Below are 21,625 nucleotides of genomic sequence, written 5' to 3' on the forward strand. Positions count from 1 at the left end.
GCTTTAGATATACTAAAGCCTTTTTTGTTTTTATATGAAGTCTGAAAAGGTTCTCGATATACTCCAGGCACATATCCCTACCCCAGCCGTTGGCTATTGCTTCGACTTATGGAAGGCAAGTCCGTTTGACCTGAAACTTACCAAAAGCAGGCAGACAAAGGTTGGCGACTTCACCAGTAAAAGGACGAAGAGCCATCCGCGTATTACACTCAATCACGATCTCAATCCGTACTTGTTCCTCACAACCTATATCCATGAGGTTGCTCATCTTAAGGTATATCTCCAATATGGGGCTCGTGTAGACCCTCATGGTGAGCAATGGAAGACAACATTTACAGATTTGATGCTTCCTTTACTCTGGGAAAGTGTTTTTCCTGAGGAAATATTACATGAGCTGCGTAGGCACATGGTAAATCCAAAGGCAAGTTCATTCGCGGATGCTACACTGACTCAGGCCTTCCGCAAATTTGACAAGAATGCCCATCAGTTCGCGGTGCTTTCGGAAATTCCGGAAGGGAGCATTTTTAAACTTCAGGGGCGATATTTTAGAAAAGGCAAATTGAGAAGAACACGTGTATTATGCCGTGAGCTCAATTCGAAGCGTGATTACCTCGTTCCCGCTGAGGCGCAGGTGAGCGATGTTCAGTTCAGTCTTCTTTGAACAAGCTGACTCACCAATTCATAAAATACAGATGGCTTTAAAGTACGCCAGTTATCTACCTGCAGCGTTCCTCCCATATTTATATACTGATCGAGGTGATATTTATGAAGCTCACGTTGTACAAATTCAGGAAAGTTAACAGCAGCAATCCATCCGTCTTCAACTTCTTCAAACCATTCTTCATAATAGCTATCATCGGAGCCATGGAAGTTCATGATGTTTTCACCCATAAGAATAAATTTATTGATCCCTTCCTTTATCATAAGTTCCAACACATTTCTCTTCAGCGTCATGATGTCGTTGTTAAGCGTATCATTCCACTCACCAATGAGTTCAATTATAGTATATCCCATATCGTAATCGACATACAGGATTTTCAGATATAGTGTCTCCGATCCAAAATTATCCCAAGCCGGATCTATATAGTATCCGTAGATCGTTTCAGAATAAACATCGTGATTATATTCTTTGCCGTAAAAAGGAGAGCGGTCGTCTGCGGCCGAATCATAATACTTTTGCCAATTATAGTATGGTTCTATTTCGTGCACAGTTCAAAAATTTGTGTTCAACTGCTATAGTATCAAACCAAGTTAATCAAGGTCTATATAAAATCACGAACAGTTTTTTCTGTACTGAAAAAAAAACTGTACCGTACCCAATAAAAATAAAGCAGATTATTATTTACGAAACGCTTCAACGGCTTTGCGGACGGAGCCATGTTGTTTCAATAATTGCGCAGCCTCAGCTTCAGCAATTTTAAGTTCATCCATGATCATACGGGTTCCACGGTCTACCAGCTTGTTATTGGTAAGCTGCATATCAACCATCTTATTTCCCTTTACGTGCCCAAGCTTGATCATCACAGCAGTGGACACCATGTTCAATACTAATTTTTGCGCAGTACCTGATTTCATGCGTGTACTGCCGGTAACGAACTCCGACCCTACAACTACTTCTATAGGGTAATCAGATTGCCTGGCAATTTCGGTATCCTTATTACATACTATACAAGCAGTAACCACACCGTTGGCACGTGCATCTTTCAAACCTCCTATAACATACGGCGTTCTTCCTGATGCTGCTATACCTACCAATACATCTTGCTGGTTGATCAAGTGTTCTTCAAGATCTTTCCAGGCTTGCGTTGCATCATCCTCCGCATACTCCACAGCTTTCCGTATAGCTTTATCGCCACCGGCAATTAAACCAATTACTTTACCTTGTGGCAATCCATAAGTTGGTGGAATCTCAGAAGCATCTACAACGCCCAGTCTTCCACTCGTACCAGCACCAATATAAAACAGCCGGCCGCCACCTTGCATCTTTTCAACAATGATATTTACCAGGGCTTCAATCTGCGGAATTACTTTTTCTACTGCGAGTGGAACACTCTTATCTTCTTTATTGATATTGATCAACAGTTCCTGCACGCTCATCTTTTCGAGATGATCGTAATATGAAGATGATTCCGTTGTAGCCACTTAGTTTGAATCTTTCTGATGATAGAGGGTAAGGCCAGCTATAGGGCCTTCCAGAATATTTTTTACAGTGATGCCTTTATCATTTGCAACCTGACGCAAAACATCGCTAAAGTAAAATGCTATAGAACCTGTGAAATGTACTTTCAGGTTCTGATAGTTATCATACTTCATAACGTTATTCTCATAGAACTCTTCGAAGCTGCTATAGATCAGATTATAGCAATACGGATCTTTCAAATGTTGAAAGATAAAACGGGTAAAGCTTGCCAGAAAAGCACTCGGCCGTTCCTGCTGGTATATCTTTTCAAGAAACTCTTCACGTGAAAGTGGAAAGCGCTCTTTGAATTGCTTGGCAACAGACTCCGGCATTTTATCGCGGAGATAGTCTACTAAAAATTTCTTACCAATGTTAGCACCCGATCCTTCATCGGCAAGAATCCAACCGAGGTTCGCTACGTTGTCTGTAATTTTCTTTCCGTCATACAAACATGAATTAGAACCTGTACCCATGATACATGCTATACCTGGTTCATGACCACACAACGCGCGGGCAGCTGCCAACAGATCCCACCCGATTTCTATTTGTGCTTCCGGAAAAAATTCAAGGAAAGCGCTTTTTATAGTCAATTGATTTTTAACAGAAGATACACCGGCACCGTAGAAGAATATCTTGTTTACCTGATCATGAATCTGCGGCAACAGAATTTCCTGAACGTTCTTTTTTAAATCTTCAATAGGCTGATAGTATGGATTAAATCCCGGAGCACTGGCTTGGCCAATTGTTCCATCTTTCTGAATGAGTCTCCAATCTGTCTTGGAACCTCCGCTGTCTGCAATAAGAATCATCTTGTGTGCCGCTTGTTATTCGCGAATTTAACTGTTTCTAAACGGTTATTACAATTTCAATGGCGGCAAAACTAAGATAGTAAACAACAACTTAAAACAACTTCGGAAAGTGTGTCCGTGTGTCGGAGTAATTTTTTAATTCTTTTAATTCACGAGCCTTCCGATTACCGTAAATTTATCGAAAACCTTCTCTGTGTGAGGTGCATCTTTCAATTCATCTGTAAGATCTTGTCCTGCCCAATGTTCATAATGTTTACCATCACGCCATAATCTTGATTTGGTAACATCGTAGATACGCCCAAGGTATGCCACCCATATTTCAGGTTTATCCTGGCCATTGCGTAAAGCAAGCTGCGACCGGGTATAGCTGGGAAGTTCTTCTTCGCTCACTTTCCGGAAGTTAATTTACTATAGTCTTTCAACACAGTCGTGAGAAATTTTTCGAATGTCATATCCGTTTGTATCCCGAGTTTTGTTTTTACTTTCTCCGTTAGCAACATCACAGGACGAAGGTTGTCGTGCTTGCGATATACTTCCAGCGCTTGCTGTATCAATTCAACATCACGATCCGATAGCATTACTACCGAAGGGAACTGTGGTTCGTAATCATCGTCTGTCAACGTAAAAACTTCCTGGGCCGTTACTGCTTCCTGCGGAACAAGCTTTACCACCGTTGTACCTGCTGCTATATCTCCCAGGCGTTGCCCTTTACCATTCATGGCGATGGTAATGATCGCGATCATTCCTTGCATAATTTGTACTTCGATGATACGAAGCAACCAGCGCATCAGAAAATTACCAACCGTGGCGGGTGTACCATCAACCCGGACTACCTTGATTTTCATCTGACGCTTTCCCGGACTTTGACCGCTCATAAAAATTTCAAACAGAACATGATATAGTGTATACGGAATAGCCAACATCGAAATTACAACCGCAGGAGAATTCACATCCAGCTTGTTCATGATATAGGACGCCAATATGATGTAGGCTATAACGATTACGGAATCAATTAACATTGCCAACATCCGATCGCCCAGACTAGCCACCGGGTATTGTATAAAAACATTTTGCGTGGTGCGTACACTTACTGTTTGCATCAGGATTAAAATTCAATAACTTTTCAGACCTAAAGATATACAAATCAATTCTTGCCTATGCGTTCCTTTACTCTAACTGTATTAATTGTTTTAACTATTGCCGCCTGTAGTAAAAAAAGTGAATATAGCAGCCTGTCTGACGAGCAACTTCACAAGGTTGCTGACTCGCTCGCACAAGCTTTTATTATTACCGATGGTCACGTGGACTTACCGTTCCGTCTCAAAGTAAAAAACTTCAGACTCGACCGTGAATACCTCGGTATACCTGTTGAAACAAAAGAAGGTGACTTCGACTATATACGTGCCCGGAAGGGCGGCCTCGATGCGCCATTCATGTCAATTTATATTCCGTCCAAGTACCAGCTAAAAGAAGATAACGGGAAACAGTTAGCAGATTCATTAATCAACATGATTCGCTTTATCGCGGATTCTATCCCTGACAAGTTTGCGTTTGCCGGAACGCCTGATGAAATTATAGCAAATTCTAAAGCCGGCAAAATTTCTCTGCCGATGGGAATGGAGAACGGAGCTCCTGTAGGGAATGACCTCGCCAATGTTAAGTATTTCTACGACCGTGGTATACGCTATATTACTCTGACACATGGTAAGGATAACCAGATCTGTGATTCTTCTTACGACACACTGAATACATGGGATGGTCTGAGCCCTTTCGGGGAAAAAGTTGTAGCCGAAATGAATCGTGTCGGCATCATGGTAGATATATCCCACGTATCGGATAGTACATTTTATGATGTAATGAAAATCACCAAGGCTCCCTGTATAGCTTCCCATTCGTCTTGCCGGTATTTCACACCAGGCTTCCAGCGGAATATGAGTGATGATATGATCAAGGCACTTGCAAAAAACGGTGGCGTAATTCAAATTAACTTTGGCGCATCTTTCCTGGACTCTGTAGCCCGACAAAATGATGCGCTTCGTGATTCACTTGAAAAAATTCTCCAGGAGAAAAAATTAACCTCTGCAGATGAAGCTGCGCAGCCGATCATCGATCAGTTTGCCAAAGAACATAAATCATTATTCTCGGATGTAGAGCGGGTGGCCGATCACATTGACCATGTTGTAAAACTGGCAGGCGTTGATCACGTGGGCATTGGCTCGGATTACGATGGTGTTGGTGATAGCTTGCCGGTAGGATTAAAAGATGTATCGCAATACCCGAACCTGATCTATGTTCTTTTAAAACGCGGCTACTCCCCTGCAGACATTGAAAAAATTTGCAGTGGAAATGTGTTCCGCGTATGGAATCAGGTGATTACCATAGCGGGGCAATAAAAAATATTGTGCATTTTTACAGCTCCTTGATCAGGTATATATTAAACTACAGATCGGGAAGCTGTTAACTTTAACTTTGTGAGAGAAGCTGCATTTGTAAAACGGAATCAGACGCGGTGGCAGGACTTTGAGCGAACGCTTACCACTTCTCAGAAAATCAATCCTGATACTCTGGCAGAAATTTTCATTCAGATCACCGACGATCTCTCTTTTGCACGTACGCAATACCCGGATAGCAGAGTTACACAATACCTTAACAACCTCGCCTCCAAAATTCACCTGGAGATTTATAAGAACAAGCGAGAAGACAAAAACCGCTTCATTACGTTTTGGACAACCGAGATACCGCTCGTAATGTTCGAAGCGCGCAAACAGCTTTTATACTCTTTCATCATCTTCATCATCGCAGGAACGATGGGCATCGTATCAACCCTATATGATGATACTTTTGTACGCCTCATCCTTGGCGATGGTTATGTAAACATGACGCTGGAGAATATCCACAAGGGAACACCTACCGCTATATATGAAGGAGATAGTGAAGCCAGTATGTTCTTCCGCATCACGTTCAACAACATCAGGGTGTCTTTCAATACGTTTGTGTTAGGTGCTATATCTTCGTTACTAACAGGCTTCTTTCTTTTTTACAACGGACTGATGGTTGGCACGTTCTTAACATTCTTTTATACCGAAGGACAACTTGCACAAAGCGCTCCAGTAGTCATGCTTCATGGAACGATCGAACTTTCGTCCATCGTCATTGCAGGAGCTGCAGGTTTTCTAATGGGAAACAGCATCCTGTTTCCGGGAACATATTCCCGACTGGAATCATTTAAACGTGGAGCCTTGAAAGGACTAAAGATTATCGTAGGATTGTTACCGTTCTTTATTCTTGCCGGATTTATAGAGTCGTATATAACACGATATGCTTTTATGCATTGGAGTATAAAAACGGCCATCATCGGTATATCCGCCATTCTTATGATTTATTATTTTGTTATATATCCGCATCGCGTAGCAAAGCATGGAAAACACCAACACAATTGAATTTCAAAAAGCGCGTGACTTCAGTCAGAAGATGAGCGCTACATTTGATTTTATCAGGCAAAACTTCAAACCTTTTGCCAAGAGCATGCTTTTCATTGCCGGTCCTCCGGTAATTCTCAGCAGTATATTTATAAGCGACATCTTCAATCGCTTCATGGGTATGAGTATGGCCACCACACAAGGCAGAACGGGTGGCAATGTGGAAGATATACAGAGTTACTTTACGTCTTCTACCTTCTGGCTGCAACTGGCCGGTATACTCATCTTTGCCTGGATCGGAGGCGTAATAACGATCGCTACAACCTATGGCTATATGCGGCTGTATAGCAATAAGCGAAGCACAAACATTGAGGTGAGTGAAGTGTGGGCACAGGTACGTGAAACTTTCTGGATGCACTTCGGCACACTGACGCTATACTTTGTTGTGATGTTCGTCTTGTTTCTCATCATGTTTATACCCCTGGGGGTTATCATCGGTTTATCCAGTGCAGCGGGTCCTTTTGTTGCTATTTTCGGTGTGCTGGCATTTTACGCAGTGGCCGGTTTGTTCAGCATAAACCTCTCTATGATCTTTATCATTCGTGAAAATGAAAGAATCGGTTTCTTCAACGGACTGGCTCGTCTTTCATTTCTCATCAAAAACAAAATGTGGAGTACATTTGGTATTGGCGTGATCACGATACTTATTCAGTCCACAGTTTCCTTCTTATTCTTCATACCGTGGTATATAAGTTTCATCCTTTCCATGCTACATTCTGTTGAAGGCGGCGCGTATGAAGAACCTACCGGTGTTATGGCCATTGTCAATTCGGTATTTCTCGTGCTATACTTTGTTAGTAATACGTTGCTATATGCTTTGCCATTGATAGCACTGGCGTTTCAATACTATAATCTGGTGGAGTTAAAAGAATCAACCGGACTTCTCAACAACATTGAGTCTTTCGGACAAAGCACTACGCAACCACAAAGTGATGAGCATTACTAGGCTGCTCTTCGTATTCGTTCTTCTTTCTATTACTACTGTCTCTTTCGGGCAGGATCAGGAGCCTGTTACTCCACCGCAGGAAATTGTTGATTCCTTATTTTCAGAAAATGAAGCAAAGGATGAGCAAACGGAAATCATACCACAGCCAGATAGCTCGACTATAGAAGTACGTGCTATAGATCAGAGCAAGCTAAACGAAATGCGCGTAGATCCTGCGATGGACTACGGCCAGGACAGTCCCGCGATTATAAGTTTATGGGATCGCATCAAGATGTGGTTATTCAATGCCTTTCGTTGGTTATTTTCTATAGGCAGTTCAACCAACTGGGGAAATATAGTGGTGGGCCTTGTTATTATACTGATCCTCACTTATGTTATCATGCGGTTGTTAAAGATTGATGCGCTAAAGATGTTTTACGGACGTGCCGATAAAGTTACCATCAATCACAGCGTCATCGAAGAGAATATACATGAGATGGATTTTGAAAAACTGATCCAGGAAGCACTTACACGCAAAGAATATCGTCTGGCCATCCGCTTGCTTTTTCTGCACGGGTTAAAATTACTCGCAGATAAACATCACATTACCTGGGAGCCCGGTAAAACCAATCACGATTACCTCAACGAACTAACTTCAAAAGAACTGAAGACCGGTTTCAACGAGCTCAACTTTTACTTTGAATACGCGTGGTATGGAAACTTCGTTATCACCGATGATCTCTATAATCGGGTAACGGATATTTTTAATAACTGGAAAATCAGCATCCGTTGAAGAAGGACTGGAAATATATACTCTACATTGCCGCAGCGATCGTCATATACATCGCGTTCTCCCTCATGGCACCCCGTCAGCTCGACTGGCGGATCACGTTTCATCGTGATCATAAGATTCCCTTCGGCGGTTATGCTTTGAGCGAGTTGATCCACGATGTGTTTCCGGGAAAAAAGATCCATAAAAACAACTATACTATATATGAATTATACGATACTATTCAGCGTCCGGTAAACTTTATCAGTATATCAACAGATTTTAGTCCTGCCGGTGATGACGCAAAAGCATTGCTAAAAAACGTAGCCGCTGGTGGTCACGCATTTATTTCGGCACATAATTTTTATGGAACTCTTTCGGATACACTAAGCATCGAAACCATTGATTATTACTTTGAGGATGAGCATCGTCATTTCCTGAGTGAAAAAGACGACTCATCCAGACTTCAATTTACAAACGCGCTCCTTCCTGATAAAGGTGTATACCTATATCCACGCAAAAACATTCATAGAAGCTTTACTATACATTCTGATTCGCTGAAAATAAAAACAGTAGCGGAGAATGATGTCTCATTACCCGTTACAATCATTGTTCCTTGGGGCAAAGGGAAATTCATTCTCAATTGTACACCCATGGCCTTTACAAATGCATATTTACTGCCAGGCGAAAATCATCGGTTTGCGGCAACCTCGCTTTCATATTTACCAGTGCAAGATGTAATCTGGACTGAGTACTACCAGCTTGGTCGAATGGAAGCAGCAACTCCACTGCGATTCATATTAACCAATGAACCACTACGCTGGGCATACTTTATCACCATTATATCTCTGATCATCTTTATGGTCTTTGAAGCCAAACGCAAGCAGCGCATTATCCCTGTGATAAAGCCCCTCGGCAACACAACGCTGGAGTTTGTAAAAACAATCGGCAATCTATACTATCAACAAGGCGAGCATAAAGCCATCGCTGAAAAGAAAATCAACTACCTGTTCGATCAGATCAGGACACGTTACTGGATCAATACAAACAAGCTTGACGAAGACTTTACAGTATCCCTGGCAAAGAAGTCTGGTAAGTCCCAAGAAGATGTGCGTGCGATGGTTATGTCTATAAAGAATATTCAATCACAGCCTTCAATTGCTATGGAGGCGCTTATCGATTTGAATGACAGAATAGAGAAGTTCAATAAAACGCATACAGCGTAAAAAGATAGAAAGTATATGGAAGATAAAGTTTTTGAAAACCGGGTTGATCTCAGCGCATTGAATGAGAGTATACTCAAGATCCGCACGGAGATTGCGAAAGTAGTGGTGGGTCAGGAGCACATGGTAGATCTTTTGATCACAGCTATACTTGCCGATGGACACGTTCTGATAGAAGGTGTGCCCGGTGTTGCCAAAACGCTTACGGCTAAATTACTTTCCAGAATCATATCGGTTCAATTCTCACGCATCCAGTTCACACCCGATTTGATGCCCTCCGATGTTCTGGGAACTTCTTCTTTCAACATGAAGAAATCGGAATTTGAATTCAAGCCGGGTCCTATATTTTCAAATATAGTATTGATCGATGAGATCAACCGTGCCCCTGCAAAGACACAGGCAGCTCTCTTTGAAGTAATGGAAGAGCGGCAAGTAACGATCGATGGAACTACGTATCCGTTCGCGCCACCCTATATGGTGGTTGCCACTCAAAATCCAATTGAGCATGAAGGAACATATCGGTTACCGGAAGCGCAACTCGATCGTTTTCTTTTCAAGATCAGTGTAACCTATCCCGCATTCGAACAAGAAATTGCCATCATCACAGGGCACCATGAGCGCAAAGGTGCACAGGCATTAAGTGAAGTAAACGCAGTGCTTACCGCTGAACAGATCAAGAATTTTCGTCACGCTGTTCAACAAGTATATCTGGAAGCTAAACTTATACACTATATAGCGCAGATCATCCATGAAACCCGAAACAACCCAGCTCTTTTCCTGGGCGCTTCACCTCGCGCATCAGTGGCGATTCTCAATGGTGCGAAAGCTTACGCTGCCGTTAATGGTCGCGACTTTGTTACTCCGGAAGACATCAAGTTTGTAGCGTTACCTGTATTGCGCCACCGGATCATTCTTTCTCCTGACAAGGAAATGGAAGGCGTTACTGCGGATGAAGTTGTAAAACAGATCATAGATAAAATTGAGGTTCCACGGTAGTGAAGATTATCCGGGCACTATATTTAAATAACAGGTTGTTCCTCGCGATAGGAGTAGTGGTAATTGCTTTCATCACCTGTTTCATTGTGGACGCACCTGTGCTGATCCCCAAAATACTTTTCCTGGTATTGCTGGCTATTGTATTTACAGATATAGTTTTACTCTTCCGGGTAAGGCGTGGTGTACAAGGGTATAGATATACTCCGGAGAAGCTCTCCAATGGTGACGAGAATGAGATCAGAATACATATTGAAAATTTTTATCCATTTCGCGCTTCTTTAAATATCATCGATGAAATTCCACATCAATTCCAAAGGCGTGATTTAAACTTCAGGCTTAAGATTGCTTCCGGTGAAAAGAAAATAATACGCTATCATTTACGGCCCGTGAAGCGTGGTGAGTATTCATTCGGCTCGGTTAATATTTTCGTAACAACGCCTGTCGGTTTTCTTTCGCGCAGATTTAAATTCTCTGCCGATGCGCTCGTGCCTGTATATCCATCCTTTATACAAATGCGCAAGTATGAATTGATGGCCATCTCCAATAAGCTAATAGAGGCCGGTATAAAAAAGATCAGACGAATTGGTCATAACCAGGAGTTTGAACTGATCAAAGAATATGTTAGCGGAGATGATATCCGCACCATTAACTGGAAAGCTACTGCGCGGAGATCACACCTGATGGTAAATCATTTTCAGGATGAGCGTTCGCAGCAGGTATACTGTCTCATTGATAAAGGCAGGGTGATGCAAATGCCATTCAATGGTATGAGCCTGCTTGACTATGCTATTAATGCAAGTCTTGTTATATCAAATATAGCCATCAAGAAATCCGATAAGGCAGGCTTGATTACCTTTCAGGACAAGATTGGTGTTATGTTGCAGGCGAGGAAACAAAACAACCAGGTAGCGCAAATCCTGGAAGTTCTATATAATCAAAAGACGGCTTATCGGGAATCAGATTTTTCGGCACTCCATCATCAGATCCGCAAAAAAATCAGTCAACGAAGTTTATTGTTGTTGTTTACAAATTTTGAATCCATTTACGGCCTTCATCGCCAGTTGCCTTATCTTAAAAATTTGGCCACACAGCATTTACTGGTTGTAATCTTTTTTGAAAACACCGAAATGAAATCTATGTTAAATAATCCGGCCCGTGATTTACATGGAATTTACAACAAGGCTGTAGCCGAAAAATTCAGCTACGACAAAAAGCTTATCGTAAAAGAACTCACGCGACATGGAATACAGGCCATGCTTACAGCTCCTGAGCACTTAACCATAAATACAATCAATAAATACCTTGAGTTGAAAGCACGGGGAATGGTTTAGGGCAACACTAAATTGCTTCAAAATTCAAACAGGACAATCACCATCCCAAAGACTGCTAAAATTCCCGGACTATATTGGTTACTTGACACCTCTTCGCAGACTTAATATTCATTAATTTTGATTTCTTAATTCCATTAAATATGCGAATCATCCTGGCGTGTCTTCTTGCAGTCATTGGTGTAACAAATATCGTTGAAGCACAGCAAAGCGCAGTCGCAAAGTTTACCCTTCCTAAAAATACTACTTCCCACGATTACCAGGCAGGCAAGGTGATGGTTAAGATCAAGAAGGAATATAAAGCACTCTTTCTGGAAGACAATAAAGCAACGGCGCGTTCTGCTTCTTTGCTTGGTGCCAAGCGTATACATTCATTAGCTCCGCGGGGCACCATTAAAAATCCGAAAGCAAGAGCACAAGCATTTAAACCTGTAATTGACATTGCCCAATACTTTGAAATATACTTTGATCCTTCACAACCTGTCGAAGACTATATCAATACGCTTTATGCCAGTGGATATATAGAACTGGCTGAGCCGGTATATACTATGCACATGCAATATACTCCCAACGACCCTGCTTTCACATCACAATATTATCTCTCCAAGATCAAGGCCACAGAAGCCTGGGATATAACACAAGGCGATGAAAGTATAGTCATTGGCATTATTGATTCCGGTGTTGACATTGATCATCCGGATATAGCCAGTCAACTTTACGTGAATCAGGCAGAAGCCAATGGCACTGACGGAGTGGATGATGATGACAACGGCTTCATCGATGATATTAACGGTTGGGATTTTTCAGGTGCCGACACACTGAATGCGTTAAACCCAAATTACGGAGGTGATAACAACCCTGCTATATTTAAAAGCGGTGCGGGCTTTACACATGGCACACAGGTTGGAGGTTGCGCAAGTGCCGCCGTAGATAACGGTATAGGAATGGCTGGTGTAGGCTTCAAGACAAAATTACTCTTTACAAAGCATTATGCAGACAACCAGAGAACCAGCGATCGAAACTATAGCTCTGATCTTTACCTCGGCATAAAGTATGCTGCAGAAAATGGAGCGCGCATCATCAATTGTTCATGGGGAGGTGACGTACGAAGTCAGATTTCACAAGACATCATTACCCACGTTACCATGGACCTTGGATGCCTTGTAGTAGCAGCAGCTGGTAACAGCAATGTTATCACGCCGCTATATCCTGCTTCTTACGATTACGTATTATCAGTTGCTGCCTCCGATCAGAATGATAATCGCGCAAGCTTTACAAACTATGGGCCAACGGTAGATATCAGTGCCCCAGGTGTAAGTATATATACTACATCTTTTGACAACAATTATTCAGCACCCGGAGGAACATCCCTATCGTCTCCGATTGTAGCAGGTGCTGCGGCATTGGTTTGGGCCAATCATCCGGAATATACTTCATTAGAACTTGCAGAGCAGTTGCGTGTGTCGGCCGATGCAAGTCTATACGATCAAAACCCTGGCTATATTAATCAATTAGGAAAAGGCAGACTAGATGTGTTGCAGGCGCTTACGCTGAAGTCGCCATCAATTCGTGCATCAAATTACCGGCTGTTAAATAAAGACGGACTTGATGCGGCTCCGGGCGAGGATGCTTCTTTACTTTTCGATTTCAAGAATTTCCTGGCTACGTCTTCTTCCGGATTGGAGATCTCTATCTCGAGTACATCTCCTAGCATTACTATTACCGAAAGTAAAATCAATCCGGGATCTATAGCTTCCGGAGCAACTATCAATAATATATCTACACCTTTTAAACTAACGCTTGCCTCAAGCATTGCACTAAACAGTAAAGTAGAATTACTAATTACATATACCGATGGTGCTTATCGTGACTATCAGATCTTCACGTTCGTGCCAAACCCTTCTTATCGGGATATTGATGACAACAGAATCACTACTACGATTTCATCTTCCGGGAGACTGGCCTACGAGGACACACAAAATTCTCAGATGGGCAGTGGCTTCTTTTTCAATGGTAAATCTTTAGTATATGAAATGGGAGTTATCATGGGGAATTCATCGCCAACAATTCTCAACACTGTACGAAATGGCAGCGGAGGATTCGATCAGGATTTTGTAAGCGTGCAGCGAATGGAAGAAATTATACCGGGTGAGCGTTCACTCTCGGAAATATTCGGTGCATTCTCCAATTCCGCAACAGCGGAAGAACAGAAAGTAAAAGTATCGTATCGCACACTTGTATGGCAAAATGAACCATACGACAGGTTCGTAATCGTAGAGTATAAAATTAAGAATACACAGGCTGCAGCACTTACTGATTTTTACTTTGGACTATTCGCTGATTGGGACATCAGTCTGAATGGCACACAAGATGCTGCCTTATGGGATGCACCAACAAAGCTCGGATATGTATACCCAAAGGTATCAACCGAATTACCACAGGCCGGCATCCAACTCTTGACAACGAAAGCAAATTACTATGCGATTGACAATGATCCTTCGATAGCAGGGGGTTTATCTTTCGGTATATATGATGGCTACACGGATACTGAGAAGTTTAAGAGTATATCTACTACGCGTAGTCAGGCAGGCGTTAAAATAGGGGGTAATGATGTTAGCCAGGTAGTATCGGCAGGGCCTTTCAACATTAATGCTGGTGACGAAATAACTGTTGCCTTTGCACTGCACGCAGCAGAGAATTTTGATAACCTTCTTGCCTCCGCTCAATATGCTGATTCAGTTTACAATTATACATTAAAGGCTTCTCTGCCATCCATCGATACGGTCGAAGCCTGCTACAAAGCCAACACAACCTTAAAGGCGACTGGCGCCACAAAATATAAATGGTATAAAGATTTTACGGGAGGTGAACCTATAGCGACTGGCTCACAACTTACTATACCGGCTGTTACCACCGACACTACGCTCTATGTATCAAATGCAACCAACACGTATGAAAGTCTCCGCGTACCCGCACACATTGTAGTACAGGCGCAACCGGGTATACTTACTTCACGGTCGACTGTATTATGCGATGGTGACTCTGTTACACTTTCTGTAGAGGAAGCAAGCGAGTACGCCTGGAACAACGGAGAGATTACCCAATCAATAAAGGTGAAAGAAGCAGGCACCTATAGCGTGATGATCAAATATGAAGATGCCAACCTGAACTGCGTATCAACGTCAAGTGAAGTTGTAGTGAGCATTCTTCCCCGACCAATGGCGTTATTTACCATCACCATGGCTTCAGGCGATTTTGTTATAGGCGAGTCCATTCAATTTACAGATAAGAGCTCTGATGCTGATGCCTGGTTTTGGGACTTTGACGATGGATCGAGCAGTATAGAACAAAGCCCTGAATATGCTTATGCCGCGAGTGATACATATCATACATCGCTCACGGTTACTGGTGCTAATGGGTGCCAGGACACCTATATTAAAGATATATCTGTTATTACCGGTGTAGAGCAGAATTTAAGTCGATTCGTAACGGTATACCCTATACCAACCATTCAAAATGAAGTAACAATATCCATTGAAGGCTTAAAAGCTAAAAATATCGGGTTGTCAATTCTTACAACAGAAGGCACTCCGGTATATGATGCTTCTTTTGAAAATATAGATCAGGCTTTCTCACACACTATAAATACGTCCAGGTATTCTTCAGGCCTATACTTCCTTGCAACCCGAATTGATGGGCGCCTGGTGGTGAAAAAATTCTCAATCATAAAATAGCAGACACAAAAAAAATCCACACTTCAAAGTGTGGATTTTCAGTATGTATAGTGATTAGCTTTCGAGCAATCCTCCCAGCAACGAACCGGATTCTTTAGTATTATTTCTGCCATACGGAGCCAGAGCTTGTACAAGCTTACGGATCGGCATAGATTGAAGCCATACTTTACCAGTACCTTGCAAGGTTGCCAGAAATATACCTTCACCACCAAATACCATCGAACGCAAACCTCCGGAAGCCTGTACATCAAAATGTACTTGTGGCTCAAACGCGACTACACAACCTGTGTCCACGCGAAGTGTCTCATTGTTAAGCGTGCGCTCAATCACAGTTCCTCCAGCATGCACAAACGCTTTTCCGTTGCCATGCAGTTTCTGAAGAATAAATCCTTCGCCACCCACAAGTCCTGAACCTAACTTACGGTTAAAGGTAATAGCTACTTTTGTTCCAAAGGCTGCACATAAAAATCCATCCTTCTGAACAATCAATTCATTCCCCGGACTTTGAGAAAGATCTACCGGAATTACAGTGCCTGGATACGGAGCGGAGAATGCTACTTTCGCTTTTCTGCTTCCGCGATTTGTAAAGTGCGTCATGAAAAGAGACTCGCCTGTAAGAATGCGAGAGCCTGCAGATAAAAGCTTATCAAATAAACCTTGGTTAGGATTTGCACCATCACCCATTTTTGCTTCGAAGGTTATACCATCTTCCATGAAAAGCATAGCACCTGCTTCGGCAATAACCGTTTCATTGGGATCTAATTCTATTTCAACGATCTGGATACTTTCGCCTTTGATCTGATAGTCAATTTCGTGTGATGAAGTCATGAGGTTGTTATTTTTTATAGTACTTAAATACGGGATACTCTACCAACTTGTTGTTTATACCAGCATTACTTAACGCGGCATCAAAGAAATTCCACGTCACCAAACCATCATCTGACTGAGGTTCAAGCATGTAAAAAATCAAATTCACCAATGGTTGATCTAATGGAACAATATAATCACCCTTCTTAAATTTTCGCGTAGCTCCTATAAATTTACCTTCCGCCTTTGCCATAAAGTGGCCTTCAAATTTTCGCTCAGACTTACTCAGCTTCTCAACACTATATACTTCGCCCGAAAATGACTGCGCTTTATCGAGTTGCTTCACTTGAATCCCTAACTTTTTCAAATGGTCTGCTATATTTTTAAACGTAGCAGGAATAATATAGCCTTCTGGAACTATACTCTCAACAACAGATTCAAATTGTCCGAAATAATTGACTTCATCAACACTGATAATATTACCGGTGCGAAGCCACGTGGCTGTACCGTCTGCTTTTTTTGAGCCTACATAATCATAGGTTATAAAATTCTTCAGTTTTTCTTTCGATACCATTTTAAAGCGCACACCTTTCTTTACTTTACCGGCTTGCTCTTTTACTGTACGGATCGCATCCTCCTGTGCCTTGGCAGTGATTTGAGAAATTTCAGCAGCATGCGCATGTGTGTGCTCCAGTATTTCTGCCACAAATGCGCGCGTAGAGTTAATGCGTTGATAGAAACGTTCATGCGCAAAAGCTTCGCTGAGAATGGCGATTCTGTTTCGTAAGCTAAATTGATTGATCAGGTAGCGTGGATGGTGGTTATAGGTATAGAAATTTTTTACCGGCCATCCCTCTTCAACGCTATAGTCTCCATAAGGACCGAGACGCAATCCATGCTTTTCATACACTTTTTTTGTAATGGCAGGGAGCATCACATTATTGGTATAGTCATACGTGGAATACTCTCCTGCATAATGATAACTTGGCGCCCATGTCAGGGAGTATGCATGCCACGTTCCATTTGTGGTGTGAAGATCGACAAACACATGAGGGTCCCATGCATTTATAATGTTAGCAAATAAACCTTGAGTTTCGATGGCTTCCTGTTTTATACCGTCACGATTCAGATCGAGTCCCTGGCTATTCTCACGAATACCAACTTCCATTGGGCTATCTTCCTGCGAGGGCCGTCTCCCCTTTTCCATTTTATCATTACTGTCTGTGTTATATATAGGAGCAAAGAGAAGGACCTGATTATCGAGCAGATAGTTTTTATCACCAAGCAGTATATCGCGCATCAGCATCATCAGCGTTTCTTTTCCCTCTACTTCCCCTGCATGTATATTTCCCTGGATATATACGATGAGCTTCTTGGATTGCCGTGCTTCTGCTGCTGAGTGTATACCTGCCCTTGAAAGTATAGCTACTGGTATATCTTTCCCCTCCTGACTTTTGCCCATGGATATAACCTTTACTTCTTTGCTCAGCCGTTGTATAGCCTGTAGATAATTCATGACTTCTTTATGTGTTGAAGTCTTTTCGAAGTTTGTTTTTTCCGGGGTAATGATCAGTTCTTCTGGCCAGGTATGCTGTGCTGAAAGAATAGTCGGGAGTAGTGAAAGGATGAGTATAAAAAGTTTCTTCATATTGATTATTGACCTTTACAATATTAAAAACTTGTGGGTACTGAAGAAACGTTTTGTGACGGGTGGAGAAATAAATCTCTTGCAGAGTATAACTGCTATAAATACAAACTCCCGCAGAATGCGCAGATTGACGCAGATTTTTTAACTACAGCCTTGTATTTCGTCTGCGATAATCTGTGAGGTCTGCAGGAGATGTATTCCAGTATCAGCGAGGAACTCCTATAGGTATAAAATGCTAACTCCCGCAGAGTACGCAGATTGACGCAGATTTTTTAACTACAGCCTTGTATTTCGTCTGCGGTATCTGTGAGGTCTGCGGGGAATGTATTCCGGTATCAGAGAATAACTCCTATCGATATAAATGCAAAATAGCGCAGAGTACGCAGATTGACGCAGATTTTTTAAATACAACCATGCATTTCGTCTGCCATAATCTGTGAGGTCTGCGGGAAATATATTCCGGTATCAGAGAGAACTACTATAGATATAAATGCAAACTCCCGCAGAGTGCGCAGATTGACGCAGATTTTTTAAATACAATTTTGTATTTCGTCTGCGTTAATCTGTGAAGTCTGCGGGAGATATATCCTCAGCTCTTGCAAGAAAGAAGTATACAGAGAAGCTATTGCTTTTTGTTTTTCTTCTTTCCTTTTTTCATATCATCGTAGTCATCGCGTTCCGCTAACTTTTTATCGTCAACATTTTTATCGAGGAAGTCGTTGATCTTCTCGATGTTCATGCTCGACTTAATTTCTCCGAACTGATCGATGGTTATATCGAGGCCTTGAAGCTCTTTGTGAACACGTGGCTTCGGTGTGTTGGCAGGTTTCTTTTCTTTCTTTGACATAATGTGAAAGTTTATTGGTTCCCTGCATCTGGCTTTACGCGACTAGATGTTTCATTCCCGTAGCGCGCGAAGCCTGTAGCCAGCAAACCTGTAGCATATACTACGCAACCTTCACCTTGATGGTTTGGAGTGCGTATTCAATTCTCCTGATAACTTCGTCCTTCCCGATAATTTCCATGATCATCATCAGATCAGGTCCTGCACCTGCACCTGTTATAGATACGCGCAATGCCTGCAGGATTTTACCAGTACCGATTCCCAATGTAGCAGTAACCTGTTCGAGCGTAGACTTCGCTGCAACAGCATCTATCGATGGCATTGCTGCAACGGCATCCTTATACGCTGAGAGAACTTTTACAGCATCATCATTCCATTTTTTGTTTACTACATTTTCATCGAATGTTACCGGTGCGTGGAAAAAGAATTTTCCTTGCTCCCAGAAATCTTTGGGAAATGTAGCTCGCTCTTTCATAACGGCAGCAATCTTCGCGGCCTTCTCTTTCGAGCAATCTATACCTTCATCCTTCAATGACTCCAGCAGATACTCTGCCAATACTTCGTCAGACTTGGCACGTAAATATTGCTGGTTGAACCACTGTGCTTTATGAATGTCAAATTTTGTTCCCGCCTTACCGATACGTTCTACTGAGAAAGTTTTGATGAGTTCTTCCATCGAAAAGATTTCCTGTGTAGTACCGGGATTCCATCCTAAAAATGCAAGGAAGTTGATCAAGGCTTCGGGTAAATAACCGGATTCTTTATAACCAGTCGCTACTTCACCACTCTCAGGGTCTTTCCACGTAAGTGGGAATATTGGAAAGCCTAATTGGTCGGCATCACGCTTACTAAGTTTACCGTTACCGTCGGGCTTCAGCAACAACGGCAAATGTGCGAACTGAGGCATTGCATCTTCCCATCCCAGGTATTTATATAGCAACACGTGAAGTGGAGCAGAAGGAAGCCACTCTTCACCACGTATCACATGCGAGATCTTCATCAGGTAATCATCTACTACATTGGCAAGGTGATAGGTAGGCATGCCATCGCTTTTCATTAACACCTTGTCGTCAATTTGTGATGAGTGTACCATTACCCATCCGCGGATCATGTCGTTCAAACGGATCTCTTCTTTACGCGGAACTTTCAAGCGAATTACATAAGGCACTTTTGTCTCGAGTAATTCCTTTACTTCATCTTCTGGTAAAGTTGTAGAGTTACGCATCTGTGCACGCGTAATGCTATTATACTGAGGAGAAGGAACGCCAGCAAGTTTCAATCGCTCACGCATCGCTTCCAATTCCTGTTCTGTATCAAATGCATAGTATGCATGGCCAGCATCAATCAATTGCTTGGCATATTGCATATACATAGGCTTACGCTCAGACTGGCGATACGGTGCATGCGGTCCGCCAACACCAACACCTTCATCGATTTTGATGCCTACCCAGGCCAATGCTTTCTGTATATATTCTTCTGCTCCGGGCACGAAGCGATTCTGATCGGTATCTTCTACACGAAGGATCATTGTACCATTATGCTGACGTGCCAGCAAATAGTTATATAGTGCTGTTCTTACTCCACCGATATGCAATGCGCCCGTGGGACTTGGCGCAAATCGTACGCGTACTTCTCTCATCTCTCGAAATCAAAATTTGGACTGCAAAGGTAAGAAAGGAGGGGTGATTTACGAGGCGCGGAGCGTGAATTTACAGGCTACGGAAAACGAAGTTTGTGCAAATACTTCGCATTCCGTAGCGGATTCTTATTTTATTGCTATGCAGGAAATTTCAACATTAACATCTTTCGGCAGTCTGCTTACTTCTACCGTTTCACGTGCAGGCGGATTTGTTTTAAAGTACTCGCCATAAATGGCATTCACTTTCGGAAAGTTATTCATGTCTTTCAAAAAGATTGAGCTCTTCACCACATTCGAAAAATCGAATCCCGCTGCTTGCAATATTTTTTCAAGGTTTATCATAACCTGACGTGTTTCCGATTCAATGTCGGTTGTGATAATATTTCCGGAACTTCTTTCGATGGCAACCTGTCCGCTCACAAAAAGCATATTACCGGACTGGATTGCCTGGCTGTAGGGACCAATCGGTTCAGGAGCCTGATCAGAATAAACAACTGATTTTGACATGTTTTCTTTAGATTAAAATTTAATTTAGGGTTTGTCAAAAATAGCATCCGGCAACGGATTTACTTTCAGCACATGAATATTTTAATCATTGGTGAGCAAGAACACTATCGCGAAAGCCTTTTGAAGTTTGGTGATAGCCACCAGTATTCATTTGTTAGTGAACACCGTGACGCTGAAAAATTTTTAGAGAGCCATGATCTCGTGCTTGACTTTATAATTGATGAAGAGCCTCAGAGGTTTGAGATCTATATTAACAACGAGACAACCGTATTCTTAAACACATGCAAGATCAGTTTAGGTGAACTCGCTTTCATGACAGGCGATAATCTGCAAAGCAAAATTTTTGGATTCAACGGATTGCCTACATTTATTAACCGGTCTATTCTGGAAGTAAGTCTTTGGAAACCTGAAGATGAAGTAGTCCTGAAAAAAATCTGTGATGATCTGAAAACAGAATTCCTGGTGGTAGAAGATCGTGTGGGATTAGTTACACCGCGTGTGATCTGCATGATCATTAATGAAGCATACTATACCACCATGGAGGGAACTGCTACGCGTGAAGACATCGACATGGCCATGAAGCTTGGTACTAATTATCCGTATGGTCCTTTTGAATGGTGCAAGCGGATTGGCATCAAGCATGTTTACGAATTGCTGGAGGCGCTTTATGAAGACACTAAAGACGAGCGCTATAAAATCTGTCCGTTGTTGAAGAAAGAGTATCTGCGTCAGTAAAAA

Annotated in this window: 20 protein-coding genes; 10 read left to right on the plus strand and 10 right to left on the minus strand. The window is 42.2% G+C overall.

Features of this window, described 5'->3' with window-relative positions:
- Window positions 1-34: 34 nt before the first annotated feature.
- Window positions 35-661 carry a SprT-like domain-containing protein gene (locus tag B5Y40_RS14040; protein ID WP_079687429.1) on the plus strand — a complete coding sequence of 209 codons (627 nt, stop codon included), beginning with the start codon at window positions 35-37 and terminating at the stop codon, window positions 659-661.
- On the opposite strand, the gene B5Y40_RS14045 is transcribed toward B5Y40_RS14040, so the two are convergent.
- The 5 genes from B5Y40_RS14045 to B5Y40_RS14065 form a co-directional block, all read right to left on the minus strand.
- The gene (locus B5Y40_RS14045; RefSeq protein WP_079687430.1) at window positions 643-1,209 is read right to left on the minus strand and encodes a hypothetical protein; all 567 of its coding nucleotides are present in this window, start codon (window positions 1,207-1,209) and stop codon (window positions 643-645) included. The genes B5Y40_RS14040 and B5Y40_RS14045 overlap by 19 nt on opposite strands.
- A 129-nt stretch (window positions 1,210-1,338) precedes the next feature.
- Window positions 1,339-2,142 carry an N-acetylmuramic acid 6-phosphate etherase gene (murQ, locus tag B5Y40_RS14050; RefSeq protein WP_079687431.1) on the minus strand — a complete coding sequence of 268 codons (804 nt, stop codon included), beginning with the start codon at window positions 2,140-2,142 and terminating at the stop codon, window positions 1,339-1,341.
- Entirely contained in the window at window positions 2,143-2,988 is an 846-nt protein-coding gene (locus tag B5Y40_RS14055; protein ID WP_079687432.1) for an N-acetylglucosamine kinase, read from the minus strand.
- 144 nt (window positions 2,989-3,132) lie between these two features.
- On the minus strand, window positions 3,133-3,378 hold the full coding sequence (locus tag B5Y40_RS14060; protein WP_079687433.1) for a cytochrome b5 domain-containing protein: 246 nt from the start codon (window positions 3,376-3,378) through the stop codon (window positions 3,133-3,135).
- Complete coding sequence (locus B5Y40_RS14065; protein WP_079687434.1) at window positions 3,375-4,088, minus strand: RDD family protein; 714 nt, start codon at window positions 4,086-4,088, stop codon at window positions 3,375-3,377. The genes B5Y40_RS14060 and B5Y40_RS14065 overlap by 4 nt, the downstream gene beginning before the upstream one ends.
- Before the next feature lie 57 nt (window positions 4,089-4,145).
- Between B5Y40_RS14065 and B5Y40_RS14070 the strand changes: the two genes are divergently transcribed.
- The 8 genes from B5Y40_RS14070 (at window position 4,146) to B5Y40_RS14105 (ending at window position 15,442) form a co-directional block, all read left to right on the plus strand.
- A complete protein-coding gene (locus B5Y40_RS14070; RefSeq protein ID WP_079687435.1) occupies window positions 4,146-5,381 on the plus strand; it encodes a dipeptidase in 1,236 nt (411 codons plus the stop codon).
- Between the two features lie 78 nt (window positions 5,382-5,459).
- Window positions 5,460-6,428, plus strand: a complete 969-nt coding sequence (locus tag B5Y40_RS14075) for a stage II sporulation protein M (RefSeq protein WP_079687436.1) — start codon at window positions 5,460-5,462, stop codon at window positions 6,426-6,428.
- Window positions 6,406-7,413, plus strand: coding sequence for a hypothetical protein (locus tag B5Y40_RS14080; protein ID WP_079687437.1), 1,008 nt, complete (start codon window positions 6,406-6,408; stop codon window positions 7,411-7,413). Before B5Y40_RS14075 ends, B5Y40_RS14080 begins: the two co-directional genes overlap by 23 nt.
- On the plus strand, window positions 7,400-8,185 hold the full coding sequence (locus B5Y40_RS14085) for a DUF4129 domain-containing protein (RefSeq protein WP_079687438.1): 786 nt from the start codon (window positions 7,400-7,402) through the stop codon (window positions 8,183-8,185). Before B5Y40_RS14080 ends, B5Y40_RS14085 begins: the two co-directional genes overlap by 14 nt.
- A complete protein-coding gene (locus B5Y40_RS14090; protein WP_079687439.1) occupies window positions 8,182-9,387 on the plus strand; it encodes a DUF4350 domain-containing protein in 1,206 nt (401 codons plus the stop codon). Before B5Y40_RS14085 ends, B5Y40_RS14090 begins: the two co-directional genes overlap by 4 nt.
- Before the next feature lie 15 nt (window positions 9,388-9,402).
- Window positions 9,403-10,380, plus strand: a complete 978-nt coding sequence (locus tag B5Y40_RS14095) for an AAA family ATPase (RefSeq protein WP_079687440.1) — start codon at window positions 9,403-9,405, stop codon at window positions 10,378-10,380.
- Window positions 10,380-11,711, plus strand: coding sequence for a DUF58 domain-containing protein (locus B5Y40_RS14100; protein WP_079687441.1), 1,332 nt, complete (start codon window positions 10,380-10,382; stop codon window positions 11,709-11,711). Before B5Y40_RS14095 ends, B5Y40_RS14100 begins: the two co-directional genes overlap by 1 nt.
- A gap of 140 nt (window positions 11,712-11,851) precedes the next feature.
- Window positions 11,852-15,442, plus strand: coding sequence for a S8 family serine peptidase (locus B5Y40_RS14105; RefSeq protein WP_079687442.1), 3,591 nt, complete (start codon window positions 11,852-11,854; stop codon window positions 15,440-15,442).
- A gap of 54 nt (window positions 15,443-15,496) precedes the next feature.
- Here B5Y40_RS14105 and B5Y40_RS14110 read toward each other — a convergent pair whose 3' ends face one another.
- The 5 genes from B5Y40_RS14110 to B5Y40_RS14130 all read right to left on the minus strand — a co-directional run bounded on the left by B5Y40_RS14110 (window position 15,497) and on the right by B5Y40_RS14130 (window position 20,887).
- Window positions 15,497-16,270 carry a TIGR00266 family protein gene (locus B5Y40_RS14110; RefSeq protein ID WP_079687443.1) on the minus strand — a complete coding sequence of 258 codons (774 nt, stop codon included), beginning with the start codon at window positions 16,268-16,270 and terminating at the stop codon, window positions 15,497-15,499.
- A gap of 7 nt (window positions 16,271-16,277) precedes the next feature.
- Window positions 16,278-17,897 carry a M14 family metallopeptidase gene (locus B5Y40_RS14115; protein WP_079687444.1) on the minus strand — a complete coding sequence of 540 codons (1,620 nt, stop codon included), beginning with the start codon at window positions 17,895-17,897 and terminating at the stop codon, window positions 16,278-16,280.
- Between the two features lie 622 nt (window positions 17,898-18,519).
- Window positions 18,520-18,744, minus strand: coding sequence for a hypothetical protein (locus B5Y40_RS14120; protein WP_079687445.1), 225 nt, complete (start codon window positions 18,742-18,744; stop codon window positions 18,520-18,522).
- 100 nt (window positions 18,745-18,844) lie between these two features.
- Window positions 18,845-20,380: a glutamate--tRNA ligase gene (gene gltX / locus B5Y40_RS14125; protein ID WP_079687446.1), complete on the minus strand. Its 1,536-nt coding sequence runs from the start codon at window positions 20,378-20,380 to the stop codon at window positions 18,845-18,847.
- Window positions 20,381-20,506: 126 nt separating this feature from the next.
- Window positions 20,507-20,887 (minus strand): RidA family protein, encoded by a 381-nt coding sequence (locus B5Y40_RS14130; protein ID WP_079687447.1) that lies wholly within the window; start codon window positions 20,885-20,887, stop codon window positions 20,507-20,509.
- A gap of 72 nt (window positions 20,888-20,959) precedes the next feature.
- Here B5Y40_RS14130 and B5Y40_RS14135 point away from each other — a divergent pair, with 72 nt between their 5' ends.
- Window positions 20,960-21,622 carry a 3-hydroxyacyl-CoA dehydrogenase family protein gene (locus B5Y40_RS14135; protein WP_079687448.1) on the plus strand — a complete coding sequence of 221 codons (663 nt, stop codon included), beginning with the start codon at window positions 20,960-20,962 and terminating at the stop codon, window positions 21,620-21,622.
- Window positions 21,623-21,625: the final 3 nt, after the last annotated feature.

This window comes from Ohtaekwangia koreensis, from assembly GCF_900167975.1.
In the GTDB taxonomy this organism is placed as follows: domain Bacteria; phylum Bacteroidota; class Bacteroidia; order Cytophagales; family Cyclobacteriaceae; genus Ohtaekwangia; species Ohtaekwangia koreensis.

What these genes read in the sequence shown, in the direction of transcription:
- B5Y40_RS14040 (WP_079687429.1), top strand. Translation starts at nt 35, where the DNA reads ATGAAGTCTGAAAAGGTTCTCGATATACTCCAGGCACATATCCCTACC.
- B5Y40_RS14055 (WP_079687432.1), bottom strand. Translation starts at nt 2,988, where the DNA reads ATGATTCTTATTGCAGACAGCGGAGGTTCCAAGACAGATTGGAGACTC.
- B5Y40_RS14065 (WP_079687434.1), bottom strand. Translation starts at nt 4,088, where the DNA reads ATGCAAACAGTAAGTGTACGCACCACGCAAAATGTTTTTATACAATAC.
- B5Y40_RS14070 (WP_079687435.1), top strand. Translation starts at nt 4,146, where the DNA reads ATGCGTTCCTTTACTCTAACTGTATTAATTGTTTTAACTATTGCCGCC.
- B5Y40_RS14080 (WP_079687437.1), top strand. Translation starts at nt 6,406, where the DNA reads ATGGAAAACACCAACACAATTGAATTTCAAAAAGCGCGTGACTTCAGT.
- B5Y40_RS14085 (WP_079687438.1), top strand. Translation starts at nt 7,400, where the DNA reads ATGAGCATTACTAGGCTGCTCTTCGTATTCGTTCTTCTTTCTATTACT.
- B5Y40_RS14095 (WP_079687440.1), top strand. Translation starts at nt 9,403, where the DNA reads ATGGAAGATAAAGTTTTTGAAAACCGGGTTGATCTCAGCGCATTGAAT.
- B5Y40_RS14105 (WP_079687442.1), top strand. Translation starts at nt 11,852, where the DNA reads ATGCGAATCATCCTGGCGTGTCTTCTTGCAGTCATTGGTGTAACAAAT.
- B5Y40_RS14110 (WP_079687443.1), bottom strand. Translation starts at nt 16,270, where the DNA reads ATGACTTCATCACACGAAATTGACTATCAGATCAAAGGCGAAAGTATC.
- B5Y40_RS14115 (WP_079687444.1), bottom strand. Translation starts at nt 17,897, where the DNA reads ATGAAGAAACTTTTTATACTCATCCTTTCACTACTCCCGACTATTCTT.
- B5Y40_RS14120 (WP_079687445.1), bottom strand. Translation starts at nt 18,744, where the DNA reads ATGTCAAAGAAAGAAAAGAAACCTGCCAACACACCGAAGCCACGTGTT.
- gltX (WP_079687446.1), bottom strand. Translation starts at nt 20,380, where the DNA reads ATGAGAGAAGTACGCGTACGATTTGCGCCAAGTCCCACGGGCGCATTG.
- B5Y40_RS14130 (WP_079687447.1), bottom strand. Translation starts at nt 20,887, where the DNA reads ATGTCAAAATCAGTTGTTTATTCTGATCAGGCTCCTGAACCGATTGGT.
- B5Y40_RS14135 (WP_079687448.1), top strand. Translation starts at nt 20,960, where the DNA reads ATGAATATTTTAATCATTGGTGAGCAAGAACACTATCGCGAAAGCCTT.